Source organism: Moraxella sp. CTOTU46934 (assembly GCF_031979465.1).
Lineage (GTDB): Bacteria > Pseudomonadota > Gammaproteobacteria > Pseudomonadales > Moraxellaceae > Faucicola > Faucicola tetraodonis.
In genome coordinates this window covers 43,442-64,834 of sequence record NZ_DALZEG010000001.1, presented here as the reverse complement: position 1 = coordinate 64,834, position 21,393 = coordinate 43,442, and the positions used below count along the sequence as shown (strand labels likewise).

Here is a 21,393-nt window from a genome sequence, read left to right as displayed (position 1 = left end):
TTTTATGATAATTGATTTAAGGGAATTTTAAGGTAGCGAACGCCATTGTTTTCTGGTTTTGGCAATTCACCTGCATTGATGTTAACTTGTACTGATGGCAAAATCAAACGTGGCATTGCAAGTGTTTTGTCACGTTGGTTACGCATTCGTACAAACTCTGCTTTAGGCGTCCCTTGTTTGACATGAATGTTGCGTAATTTTTGCTCACCGACACAAACCGTTGCGATATGCTCACGCCCGCCCTTGGGTGGGTAATCATGGCAAAGATACAGCAGGGTATCATCGGGCAAGGCTAATAAACGCTGAATCGAGTCATACAAATCCTCAGCACTACCATGGGGAAAGTCACAGCGTGCAGAGCCGACATCAGGGGCAAAAATAGTATCACCGACAAATACCGCAATTTTTTCTTTGCCTACGCTTTTATCCGTCACTTTATATGCCATATCGGCTGGGGTATGACCCGGTACATGCATGGCGGTAATGCTCAAATCACCCAGTGTTAGCTCGCTGCCTTCCTCAGTCAAAATATCAAATTGACTGGCATCGGTGGCTAGGTCGTCAAAGTTAAAAATGGTTTTAAAGGTTTTTTGCACCTTATCGATATATTTACCCATCACTATTTTACCGCCTAATTGCGCCTTGATATAAGGCGCCGACGATAAATGATCGGCATGGGCGTGGGTTTCGATGATATAGTCTAAGGTCAACCCTTGTGATTTGATAAACCCAATGACCTCATTGGCATTGTCATAGCTAATTTTGCCGGCTGCTGGGTCAAAATCCAATACTGGGTCGATGATGGCACAGTGTTTGCTAGCTTCATCAACTAGAACGTGGGTAAAAGTTTCAGTGTCGTTGTCTAAAAAAGAATGAATGTTCATAAATTTTCCTGTTATCTAAAAACGCTTTTGGCATATCTTTATGGCAATTTCAACTGAAAAAACACTTTATACTTTTGTATAATAGCCGCATTGCAAGGCATTGCTCAATTCATTATATTATTTTATAATATGTTTTTCAATATATTGTATTAGCGCAAACGTTTATTGATTTTAAAATTATGTGATAAGTTTGATGGTAGCAGCACTTAGTATCAGCCATTGCGTATCAGCCATCAAAACACTTTGGGGGAAAGTCATGTCTGAAATTGCCGAACCGCAGTCCGATGCGCCTGTGTCAATGGATGCAACCATGCTCCATCAAATGCACGCTGCTGCAGGAAAAGCCAGCCAGTTGTTAAAATCGTTATCTCATCCTGACCGCTTGATGCTGCTGTGTCAATTGACGCAAGGTGAGCATTGTGTGAGCCAGCTTGAGGAGAAAGTGGGACTCGGTCAGCCAAGTCTGTCGCAGCAATTGGGGATTTTGCGTAAAGATGGTTTGGTCAACACCCGCCGCGAGGGCAAACAAATCTATTATTCAGTCGCCAGTGAGGATGCCTTAGCAATCCTCAATGTACTGTATGATCGCTTTTGTCAGACAAAATAATTAAGTCTAAAGCTAACCAATCCGCTAATTTATCAGAGTAACCACTTTATCGGAATAACCACCTTGCCATTACATTTAGCCAACTTGCGACGATTACCCCACTGGGTAACGCACTATAACAAGGCAAATCTCAGTCAAGATTTGTTGGCGGGTGTTATCGTGGGTATTTTGGTGATTCCGCAAAGTTTGGGTTATGCCATGCTGTCAGGGTTGCCCCCTGTATATGGGTTATATTCAGCGATTGTACCGGTACTGGTGTATGCGTGGATTGGCGCAAGCTCGGTCAATGCCGTCGGTCCTGTGGCAATTACGGCGATTATGACCGCACAAGCGCTGCAGCCCTATAACGAATTACCACCGATGCATTACGCCATTATGGCGTCATTTTTGGCGCTGATAACAGGGGCACTATTGTGGCTAGCAAGCGTGTTTCGGCTCGGCTGGATTACCCAGTTTATTAGCCGTGGCGTGACGGCAGGGTTTATTAGTGGTGCGGCGATTTTGATTTTGGTCGGGCAAATCAAATATGTGACGGGTATCGCGATCAGTGGCAATTCACTGCTAGAGAATGTTGAAACTTTTTTGTTTCACCGCCGTGAGTTGCACGTGCCCACCTTGATGGTCGGTGTTGCGGCATTCACCATACTGTTTATCAACCGCTATTATCTTAAAACTTGGCTCAAGCCTTTATTAGCCCCCAAAATCATTGAGGTCATCACGCGTATGTTACCCCTTGCGGTGCTGGCAATCGGTATTATCGCCAGTCAATTTGGCAACTTTGCCGCTATAGGTATTCGCACAGTGGCGGATGTACCCAGTGGTTTGCCGCATTTTGTGCTGCCGTTTTATCAGATTTCGCCCGTAGAACTCATCAATCTATTGCCTGCAGCAGGATTGATGGCGCTGATTGCGTTTGTCTCTAGCAACTCGGTTGCCAGCTCATTTGCCCGACAACGCCATGAAGCTTACGATGCTAATCTGGAGCTCAAAGGCTTGGGCGTTGCCAATATCGCAGGTGCGTTTTTTCAGTCGTTTACCATTGTCGGTGGCTTCTCACGCACCGCGGTAAATGTCGATGCGGGCGCGCAAAGTCCCCTTGCCAGTATTTTGTCGGTACTGGTGATGGCATTGGTGCTGCTGTTTTTTAGCCAGACTTTAGAGCCACTTCCCTATGCCATATTGGGCGCTACGATCATGTCAATGATTATCAGCCTGATTGATGTACAAACACTCAAGCAAGCGCTGCGCTATGACAAACTCGATGCGCTGGCATTTGGCGTGGCACTCACAGGTGTGTTATTGTTTGGGCTAAATATTGGCTTGGTGCTGGGGCTGTTTGCCTCCTTTGCAGGTTTGATTTGGCAAACCAGCCACCCGCATATCGCGATTGTGGGTCAAATTGGTGATACCGGGCATTTTCGTAATGTTGCACGCCATGCAGTGACCCAGTTTGATGATTTGTTGATCATTCGCATTGATGAAAGCCTGTTTTATGGTAATGCCCAGTCCGTACTACAGTTTATTGAGCAAGCGATTGTCAGACATTCACAGACTAAAAATCTGGTGCTGATGTTGTCGGCAGTCAATCATATTGATTTGACGGCACAAGATATGCTCATCAATTTAAACCAAAATTTGGCAGCTCAAGCTATCGCCCTACATTTTTCGGAAGTCAAAGGGCCTGTGATGGATGTGATTGAAAAAACCGATGTGATTCAAAAATTAACAGGCAAGGTATTTTTAAGTACGCAACAAGCGGTTAAACAATTAACCCAATAAATATACTTGTCGTAGTCAGTAAAAACATGAATAATCAACGCTAACTTTATAAGGAAACACAACATGCCAAAAAATACTGTTTTTTATGGTCAAATTGAGCCACAGCAAGTTGACAAAATCGCAGCGCAGGGTTTTAAAACCATCATCAACAACCGCCCCGATGGCGAAGAACCCAACCAACCGCTACAAACAGATATCGCTACTGAAGCACAGCAAGCAGGACTCGCCTATCATTATCTACCGGTCGTTGGGGGTCAATTAACCCGTGAGCAAGTTGAGCAGTTTGCCGAGATTTTTAATCAAGCAGAAAAACCCGTGTTTATGTTCTGCCGTTCGGGTAACCGCTCAAACGTGTTATTTCAGTCTGCCAAACAGCTTGATTTGCTAGATGACTAATCATTTTTAGTGAAAGCCATGACATCAAAAATCACCCTATGGATAGACGCTGACGCAATTCCCAATATTGCCAAGCAAATCATCATCAAAGCCGCGGAGCGCACGCAGACGACCACGATTTTTGTCGCCAATCGTGCCATTGCTTTACCGCGGTTGCCAGTTTTGCAGGTGACAGTGGTCGAAGGCGGTTTTGATAAAGCGGATGACTATATCGCAGCGCACTGTGTGGCGGGTGATGTGGTCATCACAAGCGATATCCCACTTGCCAATGACTGCATTGAAAAAGGCGCCAAGGTAGTCACCTCTCGCGGTTTTGTGTATGACAAAGACAACATCAAGCAAAAGCTTAATATGCGCGATTTTATGGATACCATGCGAAGTACGGGCGTGTTAGAACCTTCACAGCAAGGTGGACAAGCGCCCTATAGCGACAAAGACAAACAAGCCTTTGCCAATATTTTAAATGCTTGGATTCGCTAGTTGATTATGCTAAACCCTATTCGTGCTATTAAGTTATTGTATCAACTAGAAAATCACCCCGAACCGCTGGGTGTCAGTCAGGCGATGATTGAGCAAAATGAGCAGGCCTTGGGCGTTCAACTACCTGCAGGTTTGTATCATTATTTATTGGCTTTAGGCAATATTGCTAGTCTCAATAGTGGCTTTAATCACCTTGGTTTATTGCCGTTAGAACGCTTGGGCGACCATCTCGTCATTGGCAAAACCTGCGATAATGACGGCGTTTGGGGCATTCATGTAGATGACTTAAGTCCAAAAAAGCAGCATAACCCGATGGTGCAAATGAGCCGCAACTTTGATGCGATTGAACCAAGCGAAATTCATTGGTTTGATGAATTACCGTTAGCGGAGTTCTTACTGGCGCAAGCGATTATTAATGGCGTCAATGGTGGATTGAAACACCATGCACAAATTTATGATTTTGATGGACGGTCAATTCCAGCTGATTTGAGTGAAAAATTACAGCATATCGCCAGTGAAATCACCAAACTGCGGCAGCCGCATGAGCGCTATTTTGAAGCGGAAGATTTTGGTGTGGTGATGTTATTGAGTATAGATGAGTCTATTCCCAATGCCTTGATGATTGGTTCGCAAGATGAACACAAATTCAATGATTATATCCAGCAATTAGCGATTAGATTTGCAAATTAACCCAGCCGTAGCATTATGACGACTTAGCAAACCATTTTTGTCCAAACATAAAAAACGATACGCCCACCAGCATCAATACAATCCCCAAAAATTTACTCCAATGCAGGGTTTTCACAGGCATACCAAATAAACCCAAACTATCCACCACCATGCCCATGACCAGCTGACCTAAAATAAACAAAAACACCGTATTGGTAACACCGATTTTTGGCGCTAAAAAAATCGACGCAAAAACAAAAAACGCCCCCAGCGCACCGCCAAGCCATTTCCACCAATCACTGATTTGCATGTCTGATAGACCCGATTGTACCGCTTGCCAATCGACAAATAGCAAAGACACTAAGAACAATAATAGCGCGCCAACCGTAAACGATACAAATGCTGCCATTAACGGTTGACCACCAAACATTGCACCCAATCGGGTATTAATCGCTGCTTGAATCGGGATGCCCAAGCCTGCCATCAGCCCCAAAAATAAATGCCAAATTTTCATGTCAATTCCTATTTTTTTGAGTTCACTGCTGTTAGGCGTGAGGGGTGGGGAAAGCGATGACATCGCGGATATGGGTTTTGCCCGTTTTAATCATCAGCAGCCTGTCAATGCCAAGCGCAATGCCACTACAAGCTGGCAGGGCATCACAAGCTGCCAGCAGGTTCTCGTCAATTGGCATCACAGGTAGCCCGCGTTTTTTACGCGCCACATTGTCTTCATCAAAGCGCAGACGCAGCGCTTGTCCATCAGCCAGCTCATCATACGCGTTGGCGATTTCAAGACCGTTGATATACAGCTCAAAGCGTCTAGCTACCCGATTGCCATCTTTGTCTGTGACCGTCTTGGCAAGCGCGGCAGTGGCGACAGGATAATCGTAGATGAGTGTCGGTAGCGCTTTTCCCAAATTAGGCTCCACCAAATGACTAAATAACAAATCTAACCAGCCTTGGTGATCCTCCCCCAAATCAATGTTCAGACCATTATCTTTGGCGATGGCTTTGAGGGTATCGCAACTGGCATCGAAGGGATGAATTTTAACAAAATCCATAAAGGCATCCACATAGCGGTAATGGTCAAAAATCACCGGATAGCCGAGTACCGCGGACACCAAGTCATTGGTTTCTTTTGCCAGTTCATCCAAGCTAAAATTGGGACGATACCATTCAAGCATGGTAAATTCAATGTTGTGACGGCTGCCAATTTCGTTGTCGCGAAACACGGGGCAAATCTGGTACATCGGCACTTGCCAAGCTGCCAATAGACGCTTCATGGCAAATTCGGGTGAGGTGTGCAGATAATAGGTTGTTGGATGGTCACCCACAGTGACATTGCTAGAGACGGATTGCAAAAATATATCGGTGTTGCCCGCCTGTGACATCACCGGGGTTTGTACTTCTAGCACCTGTCGCTCGGCAAAAAACTGGCGAATGGTGGCGTACATCGCAGCACGGGCTTGGGCGGTTTGTAGGGTGCAAGTAGGTTGATAAGTGGTTGACATAGCAGTTTGGATAGTTGGATTTGCGACAATATTAGCAGACCCAAAAAAAATAGCCAGTATTTTCCCATACTGGCTATTTTTGCTTTACGTCATGGTGAATATTTTTATCAAATTTTAAACACGTATGATTGCCATTCACGGCGCAGCGGATAATTTTTACGCAGGTTATCGAAGTCTTTGCCTTCAATATCACCGTTTGCATTTGCCACACTACGTAAACGCTTGTCATCGGCTTTGATATCATACATCACAGGAATTTTATTGAGCAGTTGGTGGCGCTCGTGGTCTTTGAGTGGGTTATGCACTTTTTGAAACAGTGGCACTTCAACTGGCATCAAGGTATGAAAATCAACCGTTGGGGCAACCTGTAAATAGTTGCATAAGGCATTGTAGACAAACTGTGTGCCCCTAAGTTTGCCTTCTAGGGTATAACCTGCGATATGCGGGGTAACGATACTACAGGCTTTGAGCAGCTCTGCATCGATATTGGGCTCGTGCTCAAACACATCGAGTACACACACATTCGGGCTTGCGACAATATCATCACGACCGAGCACTTCACCGCGCGAGGTATTGATGATGATGGCAGTGTCGGACACGGTTTGCCAACGTGCTTGGGTCATCAGATAGTCGTGATGGGTGGGATATGAGCTGTTGTGCGCATGCGTCAGTGGCACGTGAAAGCTAATCACATTGCTTTCTTGCAGCACAGTTTCAAGTTTGGCGTTGTTGACCACCGACGGTGGTTTGAGTGGGTCATAGCCCAGCACATTCCAGCCATAGGAAATCGCATATTGGGCGAGGGTATTACCGATATTGCCCACCCCAATAATGCCAAGGTTGATGGGTTTGAAAAAATAGTCAGGGCGCAAATTGGCAATCGCTGCCACCACATATTGTGCAACCGAGTGTTTACTACAGCCAGCGGCATAGGCAAAAATGATACCGCGCTTGGCGAGGTACTCCACATCGACATGGTCGATGCCGATGGTGGCACTACCAACAAATTTGACGCTTTTATTGTTGTCTAACAACAGCTTGTTGACAGGCGTGACGGAACGTACTAACAAAATATCAGGCTGATGCTCATCTATCACAGCCGCGTCAATCTCACGCCCTGCCATCGCAATCAATTCAATGGGTCGCCCTAAAGTGTGTTCATTAAAAAAATCGCTTAAATGAGCAATATTGCCATCAGCAATAATTTTCATATTGTATCCCTATCTTTCTTTTTGTTGTCATCATCCAACTTACAGACCGTTAGCATAACAAATTTTTATGACCTTTTGATGTGTATGCTGACTTTTTTCAATTGACTTCCTCCCCTCCCTATCGTTCGGGGATTCCTTCTGCAAGACGGTCAAGCCCGACCGCAAGAATGTTCTTACTGGCGTTAATATCTCTATCATGCCGTGTGCCACACGTTGCACAAGTCCATTCTCTTATTCGCAAACCTGCTCTACCTTTCGGACTACTGGACATATCGCCACAGCACGAGCAAGTTTGGGTAGTGTATTTCTCATTCACGATTTCAAAACGGCAACCTGCGTTCTCGCATTTGTAGGTCAGTTGTCGCTTGAGTTCAAACCAACCTGCATCGTAAACCGATTTGGCTAGTTTGCCTTTTTTACTGTTAAATTGGGTGGTTTTAACATCACCCACCACGATTAGGGCATTGTCTTTAACTAGCTGTGTGGTGAATTTGTGGATTAGGTCTTGGCGTGTGTTTTTGATTTTGGCATGGATAGCCTTGACACGCTGTTTATTTTTGGCGCGTTGGGCGATGGCTAATGCTTTGGCATATTTGAGCGTTTGCTTGATTTGTAGTTTATCGCCATTTGAGGCTGTAGCACTGTCTTTTAAACCTAAATCAATACCGACGCTACCAGTTCCACATGATTGTTTGGGGTAATCTTTGACCGTGACACACGCATACCAACGGTTACGACTGTCTTGGACTAACTCACAAGTGTTAATTTGGTATAGGCTAAGGTTGTAGCTATCCCACATATCAATAACTAGCTTTTGCCCTTTGGCTAGGCTTAGTTGCAAGGTTGATTTTAAGCCCTTTTTGCCTGTTTGGTGCGTAGCAATATGCTTAATGGCAGATTGTTTAAATGGTAGCCAACCCAAGCTTTTACGCTTTGATGTTGGGTTGTTGGTTCGCCATGATAACTTAGCTTTTTTGAATTGTTTTCTAGCTTTGGCATGGGTTTCATTGATTGCCTGAATAGTCTGACTATGCAAGTCTAGTAACTCACCGCTACCTTTGGTGTAGTCGTTTAGGTCATAAGCACTAAAGAATTTGCCAGTTTTTTGTAGGTGTCTGTAACTCAAATCATTGACATAATTCCACACGAAATTGACCGAACCGCTTAGGCGGTTCAGTTGGTCTATATGTTTATCTCGTATGCGTAACTTGAGTGTTTTCATTGGATTATTTTAACAAAATTTATGCAAGTATTATAGTGCATGAGCTTCCTTATACCCACTGCTTCAAGTCGGTGGTTTTACGGCAACGGTGATAAAAATTGGGCAAATTTATCGCATCAATTTGACCAGTATCACCATGATAATCAAAACAAACACCCCACCGAGAGCAATCACCAGGAGTTTTTTATCTTTTGCTGTATCTTTGGTGGATAATTGGGTTTGTAAGCGCAGCTTGTCATTCATAAGTTGCTGCGTCAACTCATTGGAAAGCGCGGATGGCGGCATTGCCTTTGATGTCAGTGAGGTCTGTGATGTTTGAGCTGCCTGTGGTGTTGACTCTATTGATGGCTGTAAAGTTGGCTTTACATCAGCAAGTTTTTGCCCAGTCGTTTGTTGAATAGTGGCTTGTTGAATAGTCGCTTGTTGCATACTGCCCTGTTGCTTAGCAGTAGCTGACATGGGGTTTTCTAGCTTGTCTGACAACACGATAGCTGAACTTTGTTGTCGGCTAGGTGCTCGATTGGATGCTCGATTGGGTTTAAATTTTGGCCATAGCCGCTTTTGGGTTGCGGCATCGGTGCTATCCTGTGCGTATTTTTGCTGCCAGTGGATATAGGGAAGTAAATCATAATCTTGCCCAAATTGCTCATAAGCCAAGCTTAGCCAGTAATGATAATAGGCTTTATCCCATAGTTGGCTAGGCAATACCATAATTTCGCCCTGCTCGGCTTTATTTTGGTAAGCATTAGTATGAATGATAATGGGCACTATGCTGTTTGATAACATGCCATTGGGCAAATGACGCCGCCAAATCCAACTGGTAGTTATCCGATAGTTTGTCGCTGCGATACTGGCTGGATAAGCCAAATTAAATACCCTAGATGTGTGGTCTTGGCAATGTAATTGATAAAACGCCACGTCCGGTGCAGCATTTGTCGGCTGATTGACTGTGCCAATCGCATCCATTAATTGACTTGCCTTGGCTTGCAAGTCTTCTACCCTTGCTTGCCCGCTTGGATCAAACAAAATGTCGGCACAACTAATCCGATGGTTGGTAAAAGGCGTGTCGCGTTCTTCTTCTGACATAGGCTGGGTTAACGCCGCATCAGATTTTATCACGACGCCCCACACCACTTTGCCATAGCGATATAAATCCTCAGTCGCTTCTACTTGCCGATATAGTTCATCTTTAATCAAGTTATCACTGACGTATACCTGCAAATAGCTTTGTTCATGGTGGCTGGCTTGCAAAATATGTTTGGCCAAATCAAACCCGCGCCAATCAATGCTGGTATAGTCAAAAGCTGCCATATTCACAGTGGGTTGATTATCGAGTATCGGCAATAGCGCAAAATCAAAATGCGTCACCAGCTGCGTGTTTTGTTGCTGGATACGCTGGTCTTTGGGCGGCAATACCCAGCTATCAAGTTGATTGACATAGGCATCTTGCCACAACGTTTTGACCGCGGTATTTTGTGTTGAAGGTGCGCTTAGCAGTGCTTGGTAAAAGTGAGTGGTTAACGCGGCTACTTGTTCGGATGTAATCGCTGTTTGTGCGCCATTTTGATGACTGACTAACGGATAAATTTTTAGACTGTGCCAATCATTCGCGGGCTGATACGGCAACACAAGCTGCAGCTGTAAGCGAGGGTTGTCATACACCCATATCTCAATCACGATCCCTTCAGTGCGCCTCATCGGCAAATTGGTATAGCTATCAAAACAGCCAACGGTTATGGGGGCTAATTGTGGATTTTGATGCAGCGTTTGGTAGAGGCTATCAATCACCGTGTCTGTGTCTGTATCTGTGGCTGTATCTAAATCCGTATCGCTAGGAGATAACAGCGCAATATTGGATGGATTAAATGCGGTTAATTCATCCCCTGTATTGTCGCTGCTATGCGCTTGATACACACAAGGTAAAATCGGCTCACCTTGTGATAGCCTTGATAGCACAGACGCCACTAACGCACCCGCCGCCTGCATGGCTGACGTCCAAGGCGCTGGCAAGTCAGCGGTAGCGCTCACAGCGTCTTGATAAGGATAAACTGCTAGGTGACCTGCATTTTGCCGTTGTAAAATATCGGCAAACTCAGCAGCGGTGGTCGGAAAATTGCTAGCAAGTCCAAATAACCGATTGGTCACTACCAGCATTGGCGTGCGATAGCAGTCCTCAAACAGCAGTACAAAACTATGCTCAAGGCATTTAGCAAACGCCTCGCCCAAGCTGTCATACATCTGCGCAAAAGATACCCAGCGCACGGGCGCATTGGCCAAGCGACTGCTGGTCACGCCAATATAAAACCCCAGCAAATAGCAAAATGCTTGACGTGAGGCGTCTTGCAAAAAGTCCAGATAATCCGCTTGCGTAAACCCAAACGCCTGCTGAATAGCCGATAACGCCTCATCAATTTGCACCAAACTATCACGACTATGATCAAAATTCACCGCTGCCAGATAGGTAGAAAATGCGATAGCGGCATCCTGTAGTTTGCCTGTTTTCACTTTTGCCAAATAGCCCTGACACACCACCTCAGGCGATTGCAATAAGTTGACTTGCGATTGCTGATACACGGTCTGCGTCATCTGGGCAATAAACTGTGGCAACACATCCTTACCCTGCAGCAAATCTGGTAATAGCTTAAGCGGTTGGCAATATACCTTATGCCCGATGCGCGCGGTGAGTGACGCGTAAAAATCGGCAGGTAACTGTGACTGGGTGGGGTACTTATTTTGCCGTGCCAGTTGCGCTGACATCCTGTCATAGTCATACCAAGCAATCGTTTGCCCGGTGGTTTTGGCTAAATAGTCTGCAATATAAGCGGCGAGCGCTACTATAAGTGCTTGCCCGCTTTGGTTTGCCAATAGTTGTGACAACTGAATGTGGCGTTTTGCCATTGCTGCAAAAAACCGACTCAGCCGCTGTAGGCTGTTGGCTGAATAATCAAAGTCAATCTTTTGCAAGTTTTCCCAAAACAGTATCTCAAACGGCGGTGTCTGCTTGGTCTGCAAATAATATAATAAGGTGTTGACTTGTTGGGCGGTGGTCGGCTTCATCGGGGTTTTTTGGCAACAATTTTTTATCATTTTGGGGTAAATTATTAGCTTTGGCAAGTGCTAGCCGTGGGTGCTGCCGCAATAAAAAAACCCAGCCCATTTTGGGTGAATGGGCTTTTGTCATCTACTGACTTTTAGATTCTGACTTATAAACTTTTTTGACGCTTATTTTAAAAAATCAGGGTCTTTATAAGCCGGGTTTGGATAATCATAAAAACCCTTCCCCACTTCAAACCCTGTGCGACCTTTATCAATCAGTTCGGTTTGCAGTTTTTGGATAAATCGCTCGGCAGTTTTTGAGCCTGTTTTGGCTTTTTGCTGGCTGATATTAACAATGGTATTAACCCCTACGATATCCATCATGGCAAACGGTCCCATCGGTGCACCTGTGCCAATCATCCAAGTTTTGTCAACGGTCTGGGGATCGGCAATATCATTGGCATACAAATGCATACCGGCATTTAAAAAAGGCACCAATAGGGTATTTAAGATATAGCCAGGCTGTTCTTTATTGAGTGGTAACGCCACCATGCCAATGGCTTTGGCATAAGCAACAATGCTGTCAAATACCGCAGGGTCGGTATGCGCTGAGCCCATGACTTCTGCGGTGTTGTTCACCCAGATACGGTTGGCAAAGTGTAACGCCAAAAATTTATCGGGGCGACCTGTAGCCTCGACCATTTGGCTAGGAATCAACGTTGAGCTGTTACTGGCAAAAATCGTGTGGCTAGGGGCTACCTTTGCCAGGGCCTTATAAAATTCATTTTTGATATCGAGGACTTCTGGTAAGGCTTCGATCACCAAATCAGCCTGTGCCACCGCTTCGCCCAAGTCAGTCACATAGCGAATCGCATGGGTGATTACTTGGGCTTGTGCTGGGCTTTTGTCATAGAATTTGGCGTAGATGGGCATGAGTTTTGCGATGCGCCCTTTCACCTTTTCAGGTTCTTGATCAAAGATTGTGACGTTAAAGCCAAAAAAGGCATTTTGCATGGCGATTTGAGAACCCAGTACGCCGCCGCCCGCTACCGTAACCTGCTTGATGGATGAAGTATTTGCTGTTGTCATGATTTATTCCTTTAAATCGCTATTAATAGTTGGCAAGTTATTGTAGCGGATTTTGGGTAGTATGCCTACCTCACCAATATAGACTGACAAGGCAACACCATATTAGCCGCCAAAAAAAGTTACTCGCCAAAAAAAATTAGCCGCCAAAAAAAAAGCCAAACTATGACGTTTGGCTTTTTTTGAAAAATAATTAAAAAATTATTGCAACATGAGGTATTCAAACGCACTGAGTGCCGCTTTACTACCTTCGCCCATCGCAATATTAATTTGCTTAAATGGCACGGTAGTGACATCACCACAGGCAAAAATTCCGGGTTTGTTGGTTTGGCATTTCTCATTGATTTCAATTTCACCAAATTTGGTCACCTGTACCAAATCTTTGACCACTTCCGAGTTTGGCACCAGTCCGATTTGCACAAAGATAGCAGATAATGGCAATTCTTTGTTTTCACCAGTGGTACGGTCTTGGTAAATTAGCGAACTGACTTTACCATCAGTTGCTTTAACTTCTTGGCTCGCTACACTTGTCATGATATCGATATTATCGCGCTCTTTGGCTTTATTAATCAATACTTGGTCTGCTTTGAGCGTGTCAGCAAATTCTAACACTGTCACGTGTTTGACAATGCCTGCCAAGTCAATTGCCGCTTCAATCCCTGAGTTACCACCGCCCACAACTGCCACGTCTTTGCCTTTAAAGAACGGACCATCACAGTGCGGACAATACGCAACGCCACTACCGATATTTTCGTCTTCACCTTTGATATTAAGCTTACGCCATTTTGCCCCCGTCGCTACGATAATCGCACGAGTGCTAAAACTTTCACCGGTATTGAGCGTAATTTGGTAGGTTAGCTTATCCTCGCCTTGCTCATTTATTTGTGCAGAATTTTCGGTGATGGATGTCACGCTTACCATTTCTTTGACCGTGATACTATAAGCGGTAATATGTTTGACAAAATTGGCAGATAATTCATTACCATTGGTCAATGGGATTGAAATCAAGTTTTCGATATCTTGGGTATCTTTCACTTGCCCACCGATACGATCAGCTACCATGGTCACTTTTAAGCCTTTACGTGCCACATAAATGGCAGCCGCCACACCCGCAGGTCCGCCACCGATGATGGTCACATCTTGCTGCTCAAGCTGTTCGGCTGCTGCGGCACCACTCATCAAATCTGGATATTGCTGTTGCAGTTTCTCAATGAGTTTGGCAGTGTCAATTTTACCATTGGCAAAAGGTTTACCATTTAAATATACCGCAGGTACGCCTTGGATATTGCGCTCGTTAATCAAGTCTTGGAACACACCACCATCAATCATTTCATTGCTGATGTTGTCATTCAATAACGCAAATTGGTTTAGCGCTTGCACCACGTCAGGACAGTTGTGGCAAGACAACGAGACGAAAGTTTCAAATTTTAGCGGTTGTTTAATCGCCTTAATGATATTTTGAATACCTGGGTCAAGTTTGAGCTCACTGCCACCTGATTGTAAAATAGCCAAAATCAATGAGGTAAACTCGTGACCACCGGGAATACCACTAAAAATGATACCCGTATCTTTGTCTTGGCTACGGATTTTAAAACTCATCGGTGATAGATTGGCATCGAATTGTTGACTCAAACGAATCTTGTCAGTAGTGCCTGCAATTTGGGTCAAAAAATCCACCAGTTCAGCGCGCTGTTCATGCTCACCTTCACCCAACACAAACTCAATCGGGCGAGTCATACGTTCGCTATAAGTTTTTACTGCATCTAATAAACCTTGATCTAACATGGCATTTTCCTTCTAGTCATTGGGTAAGTCATTTTGTTAACCTTATTATTGTGATTTTTGCAGGCTTTGACAATCTAAGAAAGTTGATAGCTATGTTTTAAAAAACAAAACGTTTATTATTTTATATAACAAAATATTAATACTCCGAATACTCAATTTTTCTTAGCTGCTCGCTGACGATAATCTTTAAATACGTATCCCAAAGCGTATCACGGGGATAATTCATCAGCTGATCATGCAGTTCATTGAATACTACTAAGTGATTGTTTTCCATATAATTGCACCGATTAAACCCCTATTAACATCCCTATAGCAGCCTATTTCAAGATCAAATTTTATCGCATAGTTACCTCACTCCTAACCAACTAACAAAAGGATGGTAACTATGTCTATGTCAATTGCTGTTAATGAGCAGAAGCAAATCGTCAATGTTAAGCAAGTCGAGCGAGGGCTGGCTTGTATGTGTTTTTGCTTTGAATGCGCGGAACCTGTGGTGGCTCGTAAAGGTGAGAAAAATGAGCATCACTTCTCGCATCTAAGTAATAAAGAAAGCTGCACGATTCACCCTGAAAGTATCCTACACAAGTTTGCTAAGCAAGTCATTATGGAAGAGAAATATTTAACACTACCATCACTACCTGATGACGAAAATAGTGAAGATAAAACTTGGGAGTTTGATCAACTAATCGAAGAGCAAGCTGTTGGCTGTATTCGACCTGATATAGTCGCAACGGTTGACGGAGAAATGATGTTTATTGAAGTTGCTGTGACTTCTTTCATCGATACTGATAAAGCAGATTTTATTAAGCAATTAGGTATTAAGACCGTTGAGATCGATTTGAGAGAAATCCTCACACAAGGTATTGAGTTGCCAAGTGAGGAAGCCAAAGATTATATTCTAGACTGTGTCAGTAATAAGCAGTGGATATTTCCAGCACCGAAATCATTAACAATAGCCCCTACACCATCACCTGAGCCTCTTTATAATTGCCAGAGCAGTACTGATGAGAATAGCAACGGAAGCTTTGATAAAGGCTATACCATCTATCGCTTTACCGTCAACCATGCTTGGGTAGATGTCAGGGTCTTTAATTCAGGCATGATGTCTATCAAGTGTGTGACCTACAACCATGATGTCATTGAGATACTAAAGCAATGGCGTAACGAAGGCGGTGGTCAGTACAATCAAAAATATAAGTCATGGAATTACTTCAAACCATTTTCAGACACCGTCTTTCAACGACTACAAGAAATGGATAGTTCACCCAAGCAATGAGATAATAAAATATATATAACTATTAAGGCCTTGCTGTTAGCAAGGCCTTAATAGTTATAGTCGAAAACAAGCTGCCTTACTCATCTGGCAACACTATACCAAATGAAGAATTAGGCTTCTCAAACAATCTAAAGAAGCCTATCAAGCCAAGTGGATTACCGTCAACCTTAGACTCTTTAGATAACAACATACCTTTAAAATCTGTTTCACCTACTAATAAATCGACAAACATAGCATGAGGTAAATTCAACGTAGCATTAACCTTCTCTTCTACTGGCTTAGAATCATCAACTAAACGATGATGGAGCACTGAGTTCTCAATCCATAAGAGATGGCTTTCATTTAGATCCGTAAAATTAATCACTATCTTAGTGTCTTTATTAGCTGCATCTTCTGATTTTAAACGCACAGCTAAAGTATCGAAAAAGTTAGAGACTGGCGTTTGTAATAATAGGTCTTTAGTAGCGGCAAGATTCACGCTGGTGTTGGATGTTCCTTGACGTAACTCTAAAGCACCGGTCAAATAAACATCACGCCACGGTCCTGATTCCGCTTGATAGCCTAATTGATCATAGCTACGCGCTAGCAGCTCGCGCGCTACTATGTTTTTGGGTTCAACCGATACCAAATGATTCAATAGCTCAGCGGCCCAGCGATAGTTACCCTCATCAAAGGCTTTTTGCGCTTTTAATAATACATTATTACTACCACCAGCTAGATCGACGTAAGCGGTAGCACGTTGTGGATCAGGTAACGGATCTAAATGGGCAGGATTACCATCGTACCATCCTAAATAACCTTGGTAGACAGCACGTGCATTATGTTTTACTGTGCCATAATACTCGCGATTATAGAATTCCTGCGACAAACTAGTAGGCAAAGTAATATCTTCAGCGATCTCGCCTGGTGTCATACCTTTATTCATACGGCGCACGCTCTGATCGTGAATAAATTTATAAGTATCGCGCTGTTGCTTTAAGAATTTCTGAATATTGTCTTGCCCCCACATAGGCCAATGATGACTACCGAAATAGATATCGGCATCACCAAATATATTACGCGCCTCTTCTATATAACCGCTCCATTTCAAAGCATCACGTACCTTTGCACCGCGTAGCGTATACAGATTATGCATATTTCGTGACACCAATTCTGCACCGCCAAAAGCCTTGTATTCTGGTAGATAGAAGGTTAGTTCTGCTGGAGCTTCTGACTCAGGCGTGTACTGAAACTCGAACTTGACGCCATCTATATTTAGTTTAGTAGGAGTGCGATCAATTAATACCGTAGGCTTGGTAATACTGACCTCTCCAAAAGCTGGGCTCTTTCCTAAGCCAGTATCGATATGACCGAATTCATCACGCGCCAAGTCTTTGCCGTACATGTAAACGGCGCGGCGTAGCATAGCATTACCAGCAATGATATTTTCGCTGGTCGCTTCTTCTATAAACCCAGCAGGTGCAATAATTGGAATTTTCTTACGCTCAATATCTTGCTGACTAACAATGCCTAATACTCCGCCGAAGTGATCAACATGACTATGCGTAAATAAAATAGCACTGACGTTGGTTGTATTCGGATAGCGCTTAGCTAGATGCTGCATAGCGAAGTCATAAGCATAGCGCGCGGTTTCTTTTGAGGTCATCGTATCAATAATAATCCAGCCACTATCGCCTTTGATTAACGTCATGTTAGATAAATCAAAACCGCGAACTTGATAAATACCTGGTGTTACCTCGAATAGTCCTTGAATATTATTGAGCTGAGCTTGTCGCCACAGGCTAGGATTGACTGTAGCAGGAGCCTCACCTTCTATAAAATCATAAGCACTCATATTCCAGACGTTCTTCGAGGCGTCTTTAGAGGATGGGATTTTCAAATCTTTAGGACTGGCGATAAGTCCGCGACGCGCGTCTGTGAAATCTTGCTGATCGTTAAGGTTTAATTGTTTGGCGACCTGACTATTAGCTTTGATGGTAGCGGTCGTAGGGGCGCGATTATCACCGCTTACACTAGTCACTGTTCCTGTACGCGCAGGTGCTGAGCTACAAGCTATTAGTAGCATACTGCTACAAAGTAATAACAACTCTTTTGAATGACGAAGATTATTAACTGTGTTTTTTTTATGGCTGATTATTACCATAATAAATTCCTTTTATGAATGGCAGGTTAAAATTAATTACGATCATTTAATACCCCACTCTCAACTTCGAAAGTGATTGAAAAAAGAAGAGCACCTCACTAATCTATTGTTTTCGACCAAGAATACAATGGAGTTGTGAGATGCCCATAGACGAATTTATCATAAATATCTATTTAATGGTAGAGCAATATTACAAAATAGTCGTCACCAAACCCTTGCGAAGTGCAGGTTACGCGCCAAAGCTAAGTGATCCTGAGGTTATTTGCATGGAGATGGTCGGTGAATTTTTACACCTAGATCAAGACAAACAAATTTGGCAATACTTTACCCAGCATTGGCAAGACTGGTTTCCAGCCATCGGCTCATACCCTAACTTCGCAAAGCACTGCGCCAATCTGTGGCAAGTCAAACAGCAGATACAAGATAAAGTCAGTGAACTTGAGGGCCGTGACAACATCCATTTTATGGATGGCTTTCCGATACCCGTCTGTCATTATGGACGCGCTTATCGGCATAAAAACTATCAAGACTTAGCGGCTTTTAGCTACTGTGCGGCTAAGCAAGAGAGATACTATGGCTTTGAGGGACATTTGCTTGTTAACTTATCGGGCATGATTAAAGGCTTTACCTTTGCTCCTGCCAATGTTGATGAAAGAGCGGTTGCCCCAGAAATCACCACTCATATTCATGGGCTACTTGGCGCTGATAAAGGGTATATCAGCCCTAGTCTGACATCGTACTACGACGCTCAAGGCGTGGATTTACAAACGCCACTCAGAGCTAATATGAAAGAGGATAGACCCAAACCTGTGGTAAGACGGCTGATGAAAGCCCGCCGTATCGTTGAAACAGTCATTGGTCAGCTATCAGAACGATTTAATATACAAAGGGTACGAGCAAGAGATTTATGGCATTTGTCTCATCGATTGATTCGTAAGATTCTTTCACACAATCTGTGCTTTGTACTCAACAAAAAACTTGGTAACCCGCCTCTTCAGTTTGATTTGCTTATTTCAAGTTGAGAGTGGGGTATTAATACATAAATTACTTCAATCCATTGATAGTGTGGCTTTTTCCCTATCACCAATTGTTAACGATTAGCGTATAGTCAACCCTACAATTTTTCGTTACAATGCTAATAAGACAAATGCAATATACCAACTCAATCAAATTTGTCTTATGTATTGACCCCTTTGCATTATTTTTCACATACAACCAAAAAAAGGAAAGGACTATGTTTCCAGAACATCGCGAACTTATTAGCAAACTAAAAACTTCTGATAAACACTTTGAAAAATTATTTGATAAACACAACGACTTAGATGCTCAAATCATTAACCTAGAAAAAGATCCTGTTGCAGCAGGCAGCCGTGATGACGAAATTGAAGCATTAAAAAAACAAAAACTGCAATTAAAAGATGAAATCTACAAAATCTTAGAAGACAATAAACATAAATAAGCTCTAAGCTAAGTTCGATTTTATTGATTAAAGCCCTGTTCGTTGTGACAGGGCTTTTGCTATTGATAGCAAGCCTAATGGTTCAATCAACCAATCAATCCCACTGTGAAAAAAGTTGGTTTAAGCGTGGCGGACGGCATTATTTTTTTGTGAATACATTAACCAAGAAGCATAACAGCATCGTTACCATAATCACCGGCAAGGTATTCCCGATATCGAGTGGATGGGCAAGCCAATAACGGTACAAGCAAAAACCAATCGCCCAGACAATCAAATTTTTGACATTAAAACGCTGTTTGATACCGGTATTTTTTAAAATAAAAAAGTCCACAATTTGAATGGCTGCCATTGGCGCAAACACCGAGCCTAAAAAGTATAAAAATTCAGTGATATTATCCATTTGAAACAGCATCGCTGCGATGGTACAGATGAGGGTAATACCAATTGCCAAACCTTTTTCTGGAAGTTTTTGCCACAGCGAAACACCCGACACGCCCCTGCCCATAGCAAGGCGTAATGGCTACTTGTGGTCTGACTGCCAGTTTGGTGGGTGGTTGGTGCGCTATCCATGGTTATTTTCTCAAGCTTCAAAGAAGCTGATTTTATCAGCCGTTGCCGTAAAACCACCGCCTTTAGGCGGTGGATATAAGGCAACTTGTACACTATAACGCTTGCATAAATTTTGCTAAAATAATTTGCATGAAAACACTCAAGCTACGCATACGAGATAAACACACAGCAAAGCTTAACCGCCTAAGTGGTTTGGTTAATTTCGTATGGAACTATGTCAATGCGTTAAGCTACGAGCATCTTAAGCGTACTGGCAAATTCTTTAGTGCGTATGATTTAAACGAATATACCAAAGGTAGTGGTGAACTGCTAGGCTTACACAGTCAGACTATCCAAGCCATCAATGAAACCCACGCCAAATCGCGTCGCCAATTCAAAAAAGCCAAACTATCATGGCGAACCAATAACCCAAAATCAAAACGTAAATCGCTAGGTTGGCTACCATTTAAACAATCTGCCATTAAGCATATTGCTACGCACCAAACAGGCAAAAAAGGCTTAAAATCCACCTTGCAACTATCCCTAGCCAAAGGACAAAAGCTAGTCATCGACCTATGGGACAGCTACAACCTTAGCCTATATCAAATTAACACTTGCGAGTTAGTCCAAGACAGTCGTAACCGTTGGTATGCCTGTATCACCGTCAAAGAATACCCTAAAACCACTTGTGGAACTGGTAGCGTCGGTATTGATTTAGGTTTAAAAGACAGTGCTACAGCCTCAAATGGCGATAAACTACAAATCAAGCAAACGCTCAAATATGCCAAAGCATTAGCCATCGCCCAACGCGCCAAAAATAAACAGCGTGTCAAGGCTATCCATGCCAAAATCAAAAACACACGCCAAGACCTAATCCACAAATTCACCACACAGCTAGTTAAAGACAATGCCCTAATCGTGGTGGGTGATGTTAAAACCACCCAATTTAACAGTAAAAAAGGCAAACTAGCCAAATCGGTTTACGATGCAGGTTGGTTTGAACTCAAGCGACAACTGACCTACAAATGCGAGAACGCAGGTTGCCGTTTTGAAATCGTGAATGAGAAATACACTACCCAAACTTGCTCGTGCTGTGGCGATATGTCCAGTAGTCCGAAAGGTAGAGCAGGTTTGCGAATAAGAGAATGGACTTGTGCAACGTGTGGCACACGGCATGATAGAGATATTAACGCCAGTAAGAACATTCTTGCGGTCGGGCTTGACCGTCTTGTAGAAGGAATCCCCTTGCTTTAGCAAGGGGAGGAAGTCAACTAATTGTCAGTCAATGAAACATTAGACC

Annotated in this window: 20 protein-coding genes; 9 read left to right on the top strand and 11 right to left on the bottom strand. The window is 43.5% G+C overall.

Annotated elements, in window-relative coordinates:
• Positions 1–2: 2 nt before the first annotated feature.
• Positions 3–884, bottom strand: a complete 882-nt coding sequence (locus RTN07_RS00280; RefSeq protein WP_312174680.1) for an MBL fold metallo-hydrolase — start codon at positions 882–884, stop codon at positions 3–5.
• Between the two features lie 256 nt (positions 885–1,140).
• On the opposite strand from RTN07_RS00280, the gene RTN07_RS00275 reads away from it, so the two are divergent.
• The 5 genes from RTN07_RS00275 (at position 1,141) to RTN07_RS00255 (ending at position 4,836) form a co-directional block, all read left to right on the top strand.
• Positions 1,141–1,491 (top strand): metalloregulator ArsR/SmtB family transcription factor, encoded by a 351-nt coding sequence (locus tag RTN07_RS00275; protein WP_409455521.1) that lies wholly within the window; start codon positions 1,141–1,143, stop codon positions 1,489–1,491.
• Between the two features lie 63 nt (positions 1,492–1,554).
• Entirely contained in the window at positions 1,555–3,270 is a 1,716-nt protein-coding gene (locus RTN07_RS00270) for a SulP family inorganic anion transporter (RefSeq protein WP_312174679.1), read from the top strand.
• Positions 3,271–3,333: 63 nt separating this feature from the next.
• Positions 3,334–3,666: a protein tyrosine phosphatase family protein gene (locus RTN07_RS00265; RefSeq protein ID WP_312174677.1), complete on the top strand. Its 333-nt coding sequence runs from the start codon at positions 3,334–3,336 to the stop codon at positions 3,664–3,666.
• 30 nt (positions 3,667–3,696) lie between these two features.
• Positions 3,697–4,146 (top strand): YaiI/YqxD family protein, encoded by a 450-nt coding sequence (locus RTN07_RS00260; RefSeq protein WP_309593038.1) that lies wholly within the window; start codon positions 3,697–3,699, stop codon positions 4,144–4,146.
• Between the two features lie 6 nt (positions 4,147–4,152).
• Positions 4,153–4,836, top strand: coding sequence for a hypothetical protein (locus RTN07_RS00255; RefSeq protein ID WP_312174675.1), 684 nt, complete (start codon positions 4,153–4,155; stop codon positions 4,834–4,836).
• A gap of 13 nt (positions 4,837–4,849) precedes the next feature.
• Here RTN07_RS00255 and RTN07_RS00250 read toward each other — a convergent pair whose 3' ends face one another.
• From RTN07_RS00250 to RTN07_RS00215, 8 genes are all read right to left on the bottom strand, one after another.
• Positions 4,850–5,329, bottom strand: a complete 480-nt coding sequence (locus tag RTN07_RS00250; protein ID WP_050323980.1) for a DMT family transporter — start codon at positions 5,327–5,329, stop codon at positions 4,850–4,852.
• Between the two features lie 31 nt (positions 5,330–5,360).
• On the bottom strand, positions 5,361–6,326 hold the full coding sequence (epmA, locus tag RTN07_RS00245) for an EF-P lysine aminoacylase EpmA (protein WP_312174671.1): 966 nt from the start codon (positions 6,324–6,326) through the stop codon (positions 5,361–5,363).
• 107 nt (positions 6,327–6,433) lie between these two features.
• Positions 6,434–7,537 (bottom strand): 4-phosphoerythronate dehydrogenase, encoded by a 1,104-nt coding sequence (locus RTN07_RS00240; RefSeq protein ID WP_312174668.1) that lies wholly within the window; start codon positions 7,535–7,537, stop codon positions 6,434–6,436.
• 118 nt (positions 7,538–7,655) lie between these two features.
• Positions 7,656–8,759 carry an RNA-guided endonuclease InsQ/TnpB family protein gene (locus RTN07_RS00235; protein ID WP_312174665.1) on the bottom strand — a complete coding sequence of 368 codons (1,104 nt, stop codon included), beginning with the start codon at positions 8,757–8,759 and terminating at the stop codon, positions 7,656–7,658.
• Between the two features lie 108 nt (positions 8,760–8,867).
• Positions 8,868–11,816, bottom strand: a complete 2,949-nt coding sequence (locus RTN07_RS00230; RefSeq protein ID WP_312174664.1) for a hypothetical protein — start codon at positions 11,814–11,816, stop codon at positions 8,868–8,870.
• Positions 11,817–11,981: 165 nt separating this feature from the next.
• On the bottom strand, positions 11,982–12,884 hold the full coding sequence (locus RTN07_RS00225) for a 3-hydroxyacyl-CoA dehydrogenase (RefSeq protein WP_060996297.1): 903 nt from the start codon (positions 12,882–12,884) through the stop codon (positions 11,982–11,984).
• Between the two features lie 198 nt (positions 12,885–13,082).
• Positions 13,083–14,666, bottom strand: coding sequence for an alkyl hydroperoxide reductase subunit F (ahpF, locus tag RTN07_RS00220; protein WP_312174662.1), 1,584 nt, complete (start codon positions 14,664–14,666; stop codon positions 13,083–13,085).
• A 136-nt stretch (positions 14,667–14,802) separates the two neighbouring features.
• The gene (locus RTN07_RS00215; protein WP_156652230.1) at positions 14,803–14,940 is read right to left on the bottom strand and encodes a hypothetical protein; all 138 of its coding nucleotides are present in this window, start codon (positions 14,938–14,940) and stop codon (positions 14,803–14,805) included.
• A gap of 111 nt (positions 14,941–15,051) precedes the next feature.
• On the opposite strand from RTN07_RS00215, the gene RTN07_RS00210 reads away from it, so the two are divergent.
• On the top strand, positions 15,052–15,942 hold the full coding sequence (locus RTN07_RS00210) for a competence protein CoiA family protein (RefSeq protein WP_036598423.1): 891 nt from the start codon (positions 15,052–15,054) through the stop codon (positions 15,940–15,942).
• A 76-nt stretch (positions 15,943–16,018) separates the two neighbouring features.
• Here RTN07_RS00210 and RTN07_RS00205 read toward each other — a convergent pair whose 3' ends face one another.
• Complete coding sequence (locus RTN07_RS00205; RefSeq protein WP_051500319.1) at positions 16,019–18,085, bottom strand: alkyl/aryl-sulfatase; 2,067 nt, start codon at positions 18,083–18,085, stop codon at positions 16,019–16,021.
• Between the two features lie 140 nt (positions 18,086–18,225).
• Between RTN07_RS00205 and RTN07_RS00200 the strand changes: the two genes are divergently transcribed.
• Together RTN07_RS00200 and RTN07_RS00195 are read left to right on the top strand one after the other, a co-directional pair.
• Complete coding sequence (locus tag RTN07_RS00200) at positions 18,226–19,107, top strand: IS982 family transposase (RefSeq protein WP_036598391.1); 882 nt, start codon at positions 18,226–18,228, stop codon at positions 19,105–19,107.
• Between the two features lie 212 nt (positions 19,108–19,319).
• Positions 19,320–19,544: an HP1242/YdcH family protein gene (locus RTN07_RS00195; RefSeq protein WP_065263269.1), complete on the top strand. Its 225-nt coding sequence runs from the start codon at positions 19,320–19,322 to the stop codon at positions 19,542–19,544.
• Positions 19,545–19,683: 139 nt separating this feature from the next.
• Here RTN07_RS00195 and RTN07_RS00190 read toward each other — a convergent pair whose 3' ends face one another.
• The gene (locus RTN07_RS00190; RefSeq protein WP_312174655.1) at positions 19,684–20,037 is read right to left on the bottom strand and encodes a purine-cytosine permease family protein; all 354 of its coding nucleotides are present in this window, start codon (positions 20,035–20,037) and stop codon (positions 19,684–19,686) included.
• A gap of 206 nt (positions 20,038–20,243) precedes the next feature.
• On the opposite strand from RTN07_RS00190, the gene RTN07_RS00185 reads away from it, so the two are divergent.
• Positions 20,244–21,347, top strand: coding sequence for an RNA-guided endonuclease InsQ/TnpB family protein (locus RTN07_RS00185; RefSeq protein ID WP_312174654.1), 1,104 nt, complete (start codon positions 20,244–20,246; stop codon positions 21,345–21,347).
• The last annotated feature ends 46 nt before the right edge of the window (positions 21,348–21,393 follow it).

Coding starts and splice junctions, on each gene's coding strand:
- RTN07_RS00255 (WP_312174675.1), top strand. CDS start 4,153: ATGCTAAACCCTATTCGTGCTATTAAGTTATTGTATCAACTAGAAAAT.
- RTN07_RS00210 (WP_036598423.1), top strand. CDS start 15,052: ATGTCTATGTCAATTGCTGTTAATGAGCAGAAGCAAATCGTCAATGTT.
- RTN07_RS00235 (WP_312174665.1), bottom strand. CDS start 8,759: ATGAAAACACTCAAGTTACGCATACGAGATAAACATATAGACCAACTG.
- RTN07_RS00225 (WP_060996297.1), bottom strand. CDS start 12,884: ATGACAACAGCAAATACTTCATCCATCAAGCAGGTTACGGTAGCGGGC.
- RTN07_RS00205 (WP_051500319.1), bottom strand. CDS start 18,085: ATGGTAATAATCAGCCATAAAAAAAACACAGTTAATAATCTTCGTCAT.
- RTN07_RS00265 (WP_312174677.1), top strand. CDS start 3,334: ATGCCAAAAAATACTGTTTTTTATGGTCAAATTGAGCCACAGCAAGTT.
- RTN07_RS00200 (WP_036598391.1), top strand. CDS start 18,226: ATGCCCATAGACGAATTTATCATAAATATCTATTTAATGGTAGAGCAA.
- RTN07_RS00185 (WP_312174654.1), top strand. CDS start 20,244: ATGAAAACACTCAAGCTACGCATACGAGATAAACACACAGCAAAGCTT.
- RTN07_RS00240 (WP_312174668.1), bottom strand. CDS start 7,537: ATGAAAATTATTGCTGATGGCAATATTGCTCATTTAAGCGATTTTTTT.
- RTN07_RS00230 (WP_312174664.1), bottom strand. CDS start 11,816: ATGAAGCCGACCACCGCCCAACAAGTCAACACCTTATTATATTATTTG.
- ahpF (WP_312174662.1), bottom strand. CDS start 14,666: ATGTTAGATCAAGGTTTATTAGATGCAGTAAAAACTTATAGCGAACGT.
- RTN07_RS00250 (WP_050323980.1), bottom strand. CDS start 5,329: ATGAAAATTTGGCATTTATTTTTGGGGCTGATGGCAGGCTTGGGCATC.
- RTN07_RS00275 (WP_409455521.1), top strand. CDS start 1,141: ATGTCTGAAATTGCCGAACCGCAGTCCGATGCGCCTGTGTCAATGGAT.
- RTN07_RS00280 (WP_312174680.1), bottom strand. CDS start 884: ATGAACATTCATTCTTTTTTAGACAACGACACTGAAACTTTTACCCAC.
- epmA (WP_312174671.1), bottom strand. CDS start 6,326: ATGTCAACCACTTATCAACCTACTTGCACCCTACAAACCGCCCAAGCC.
- RTN07_RS00215 (WP_156652230.1), bottom strand. CDS start 14,940: ATGGAAAACAATCACTTAGTAGTATTCAATGAACTGCATGATCAGCTG.
- RTN07_RS00195 (WP_065263269.1), top strand. CDS start 19,320: ATGTTTCCAGAACATCGCGAACTTATTAGCAAACTAAAAACTTCTGAT.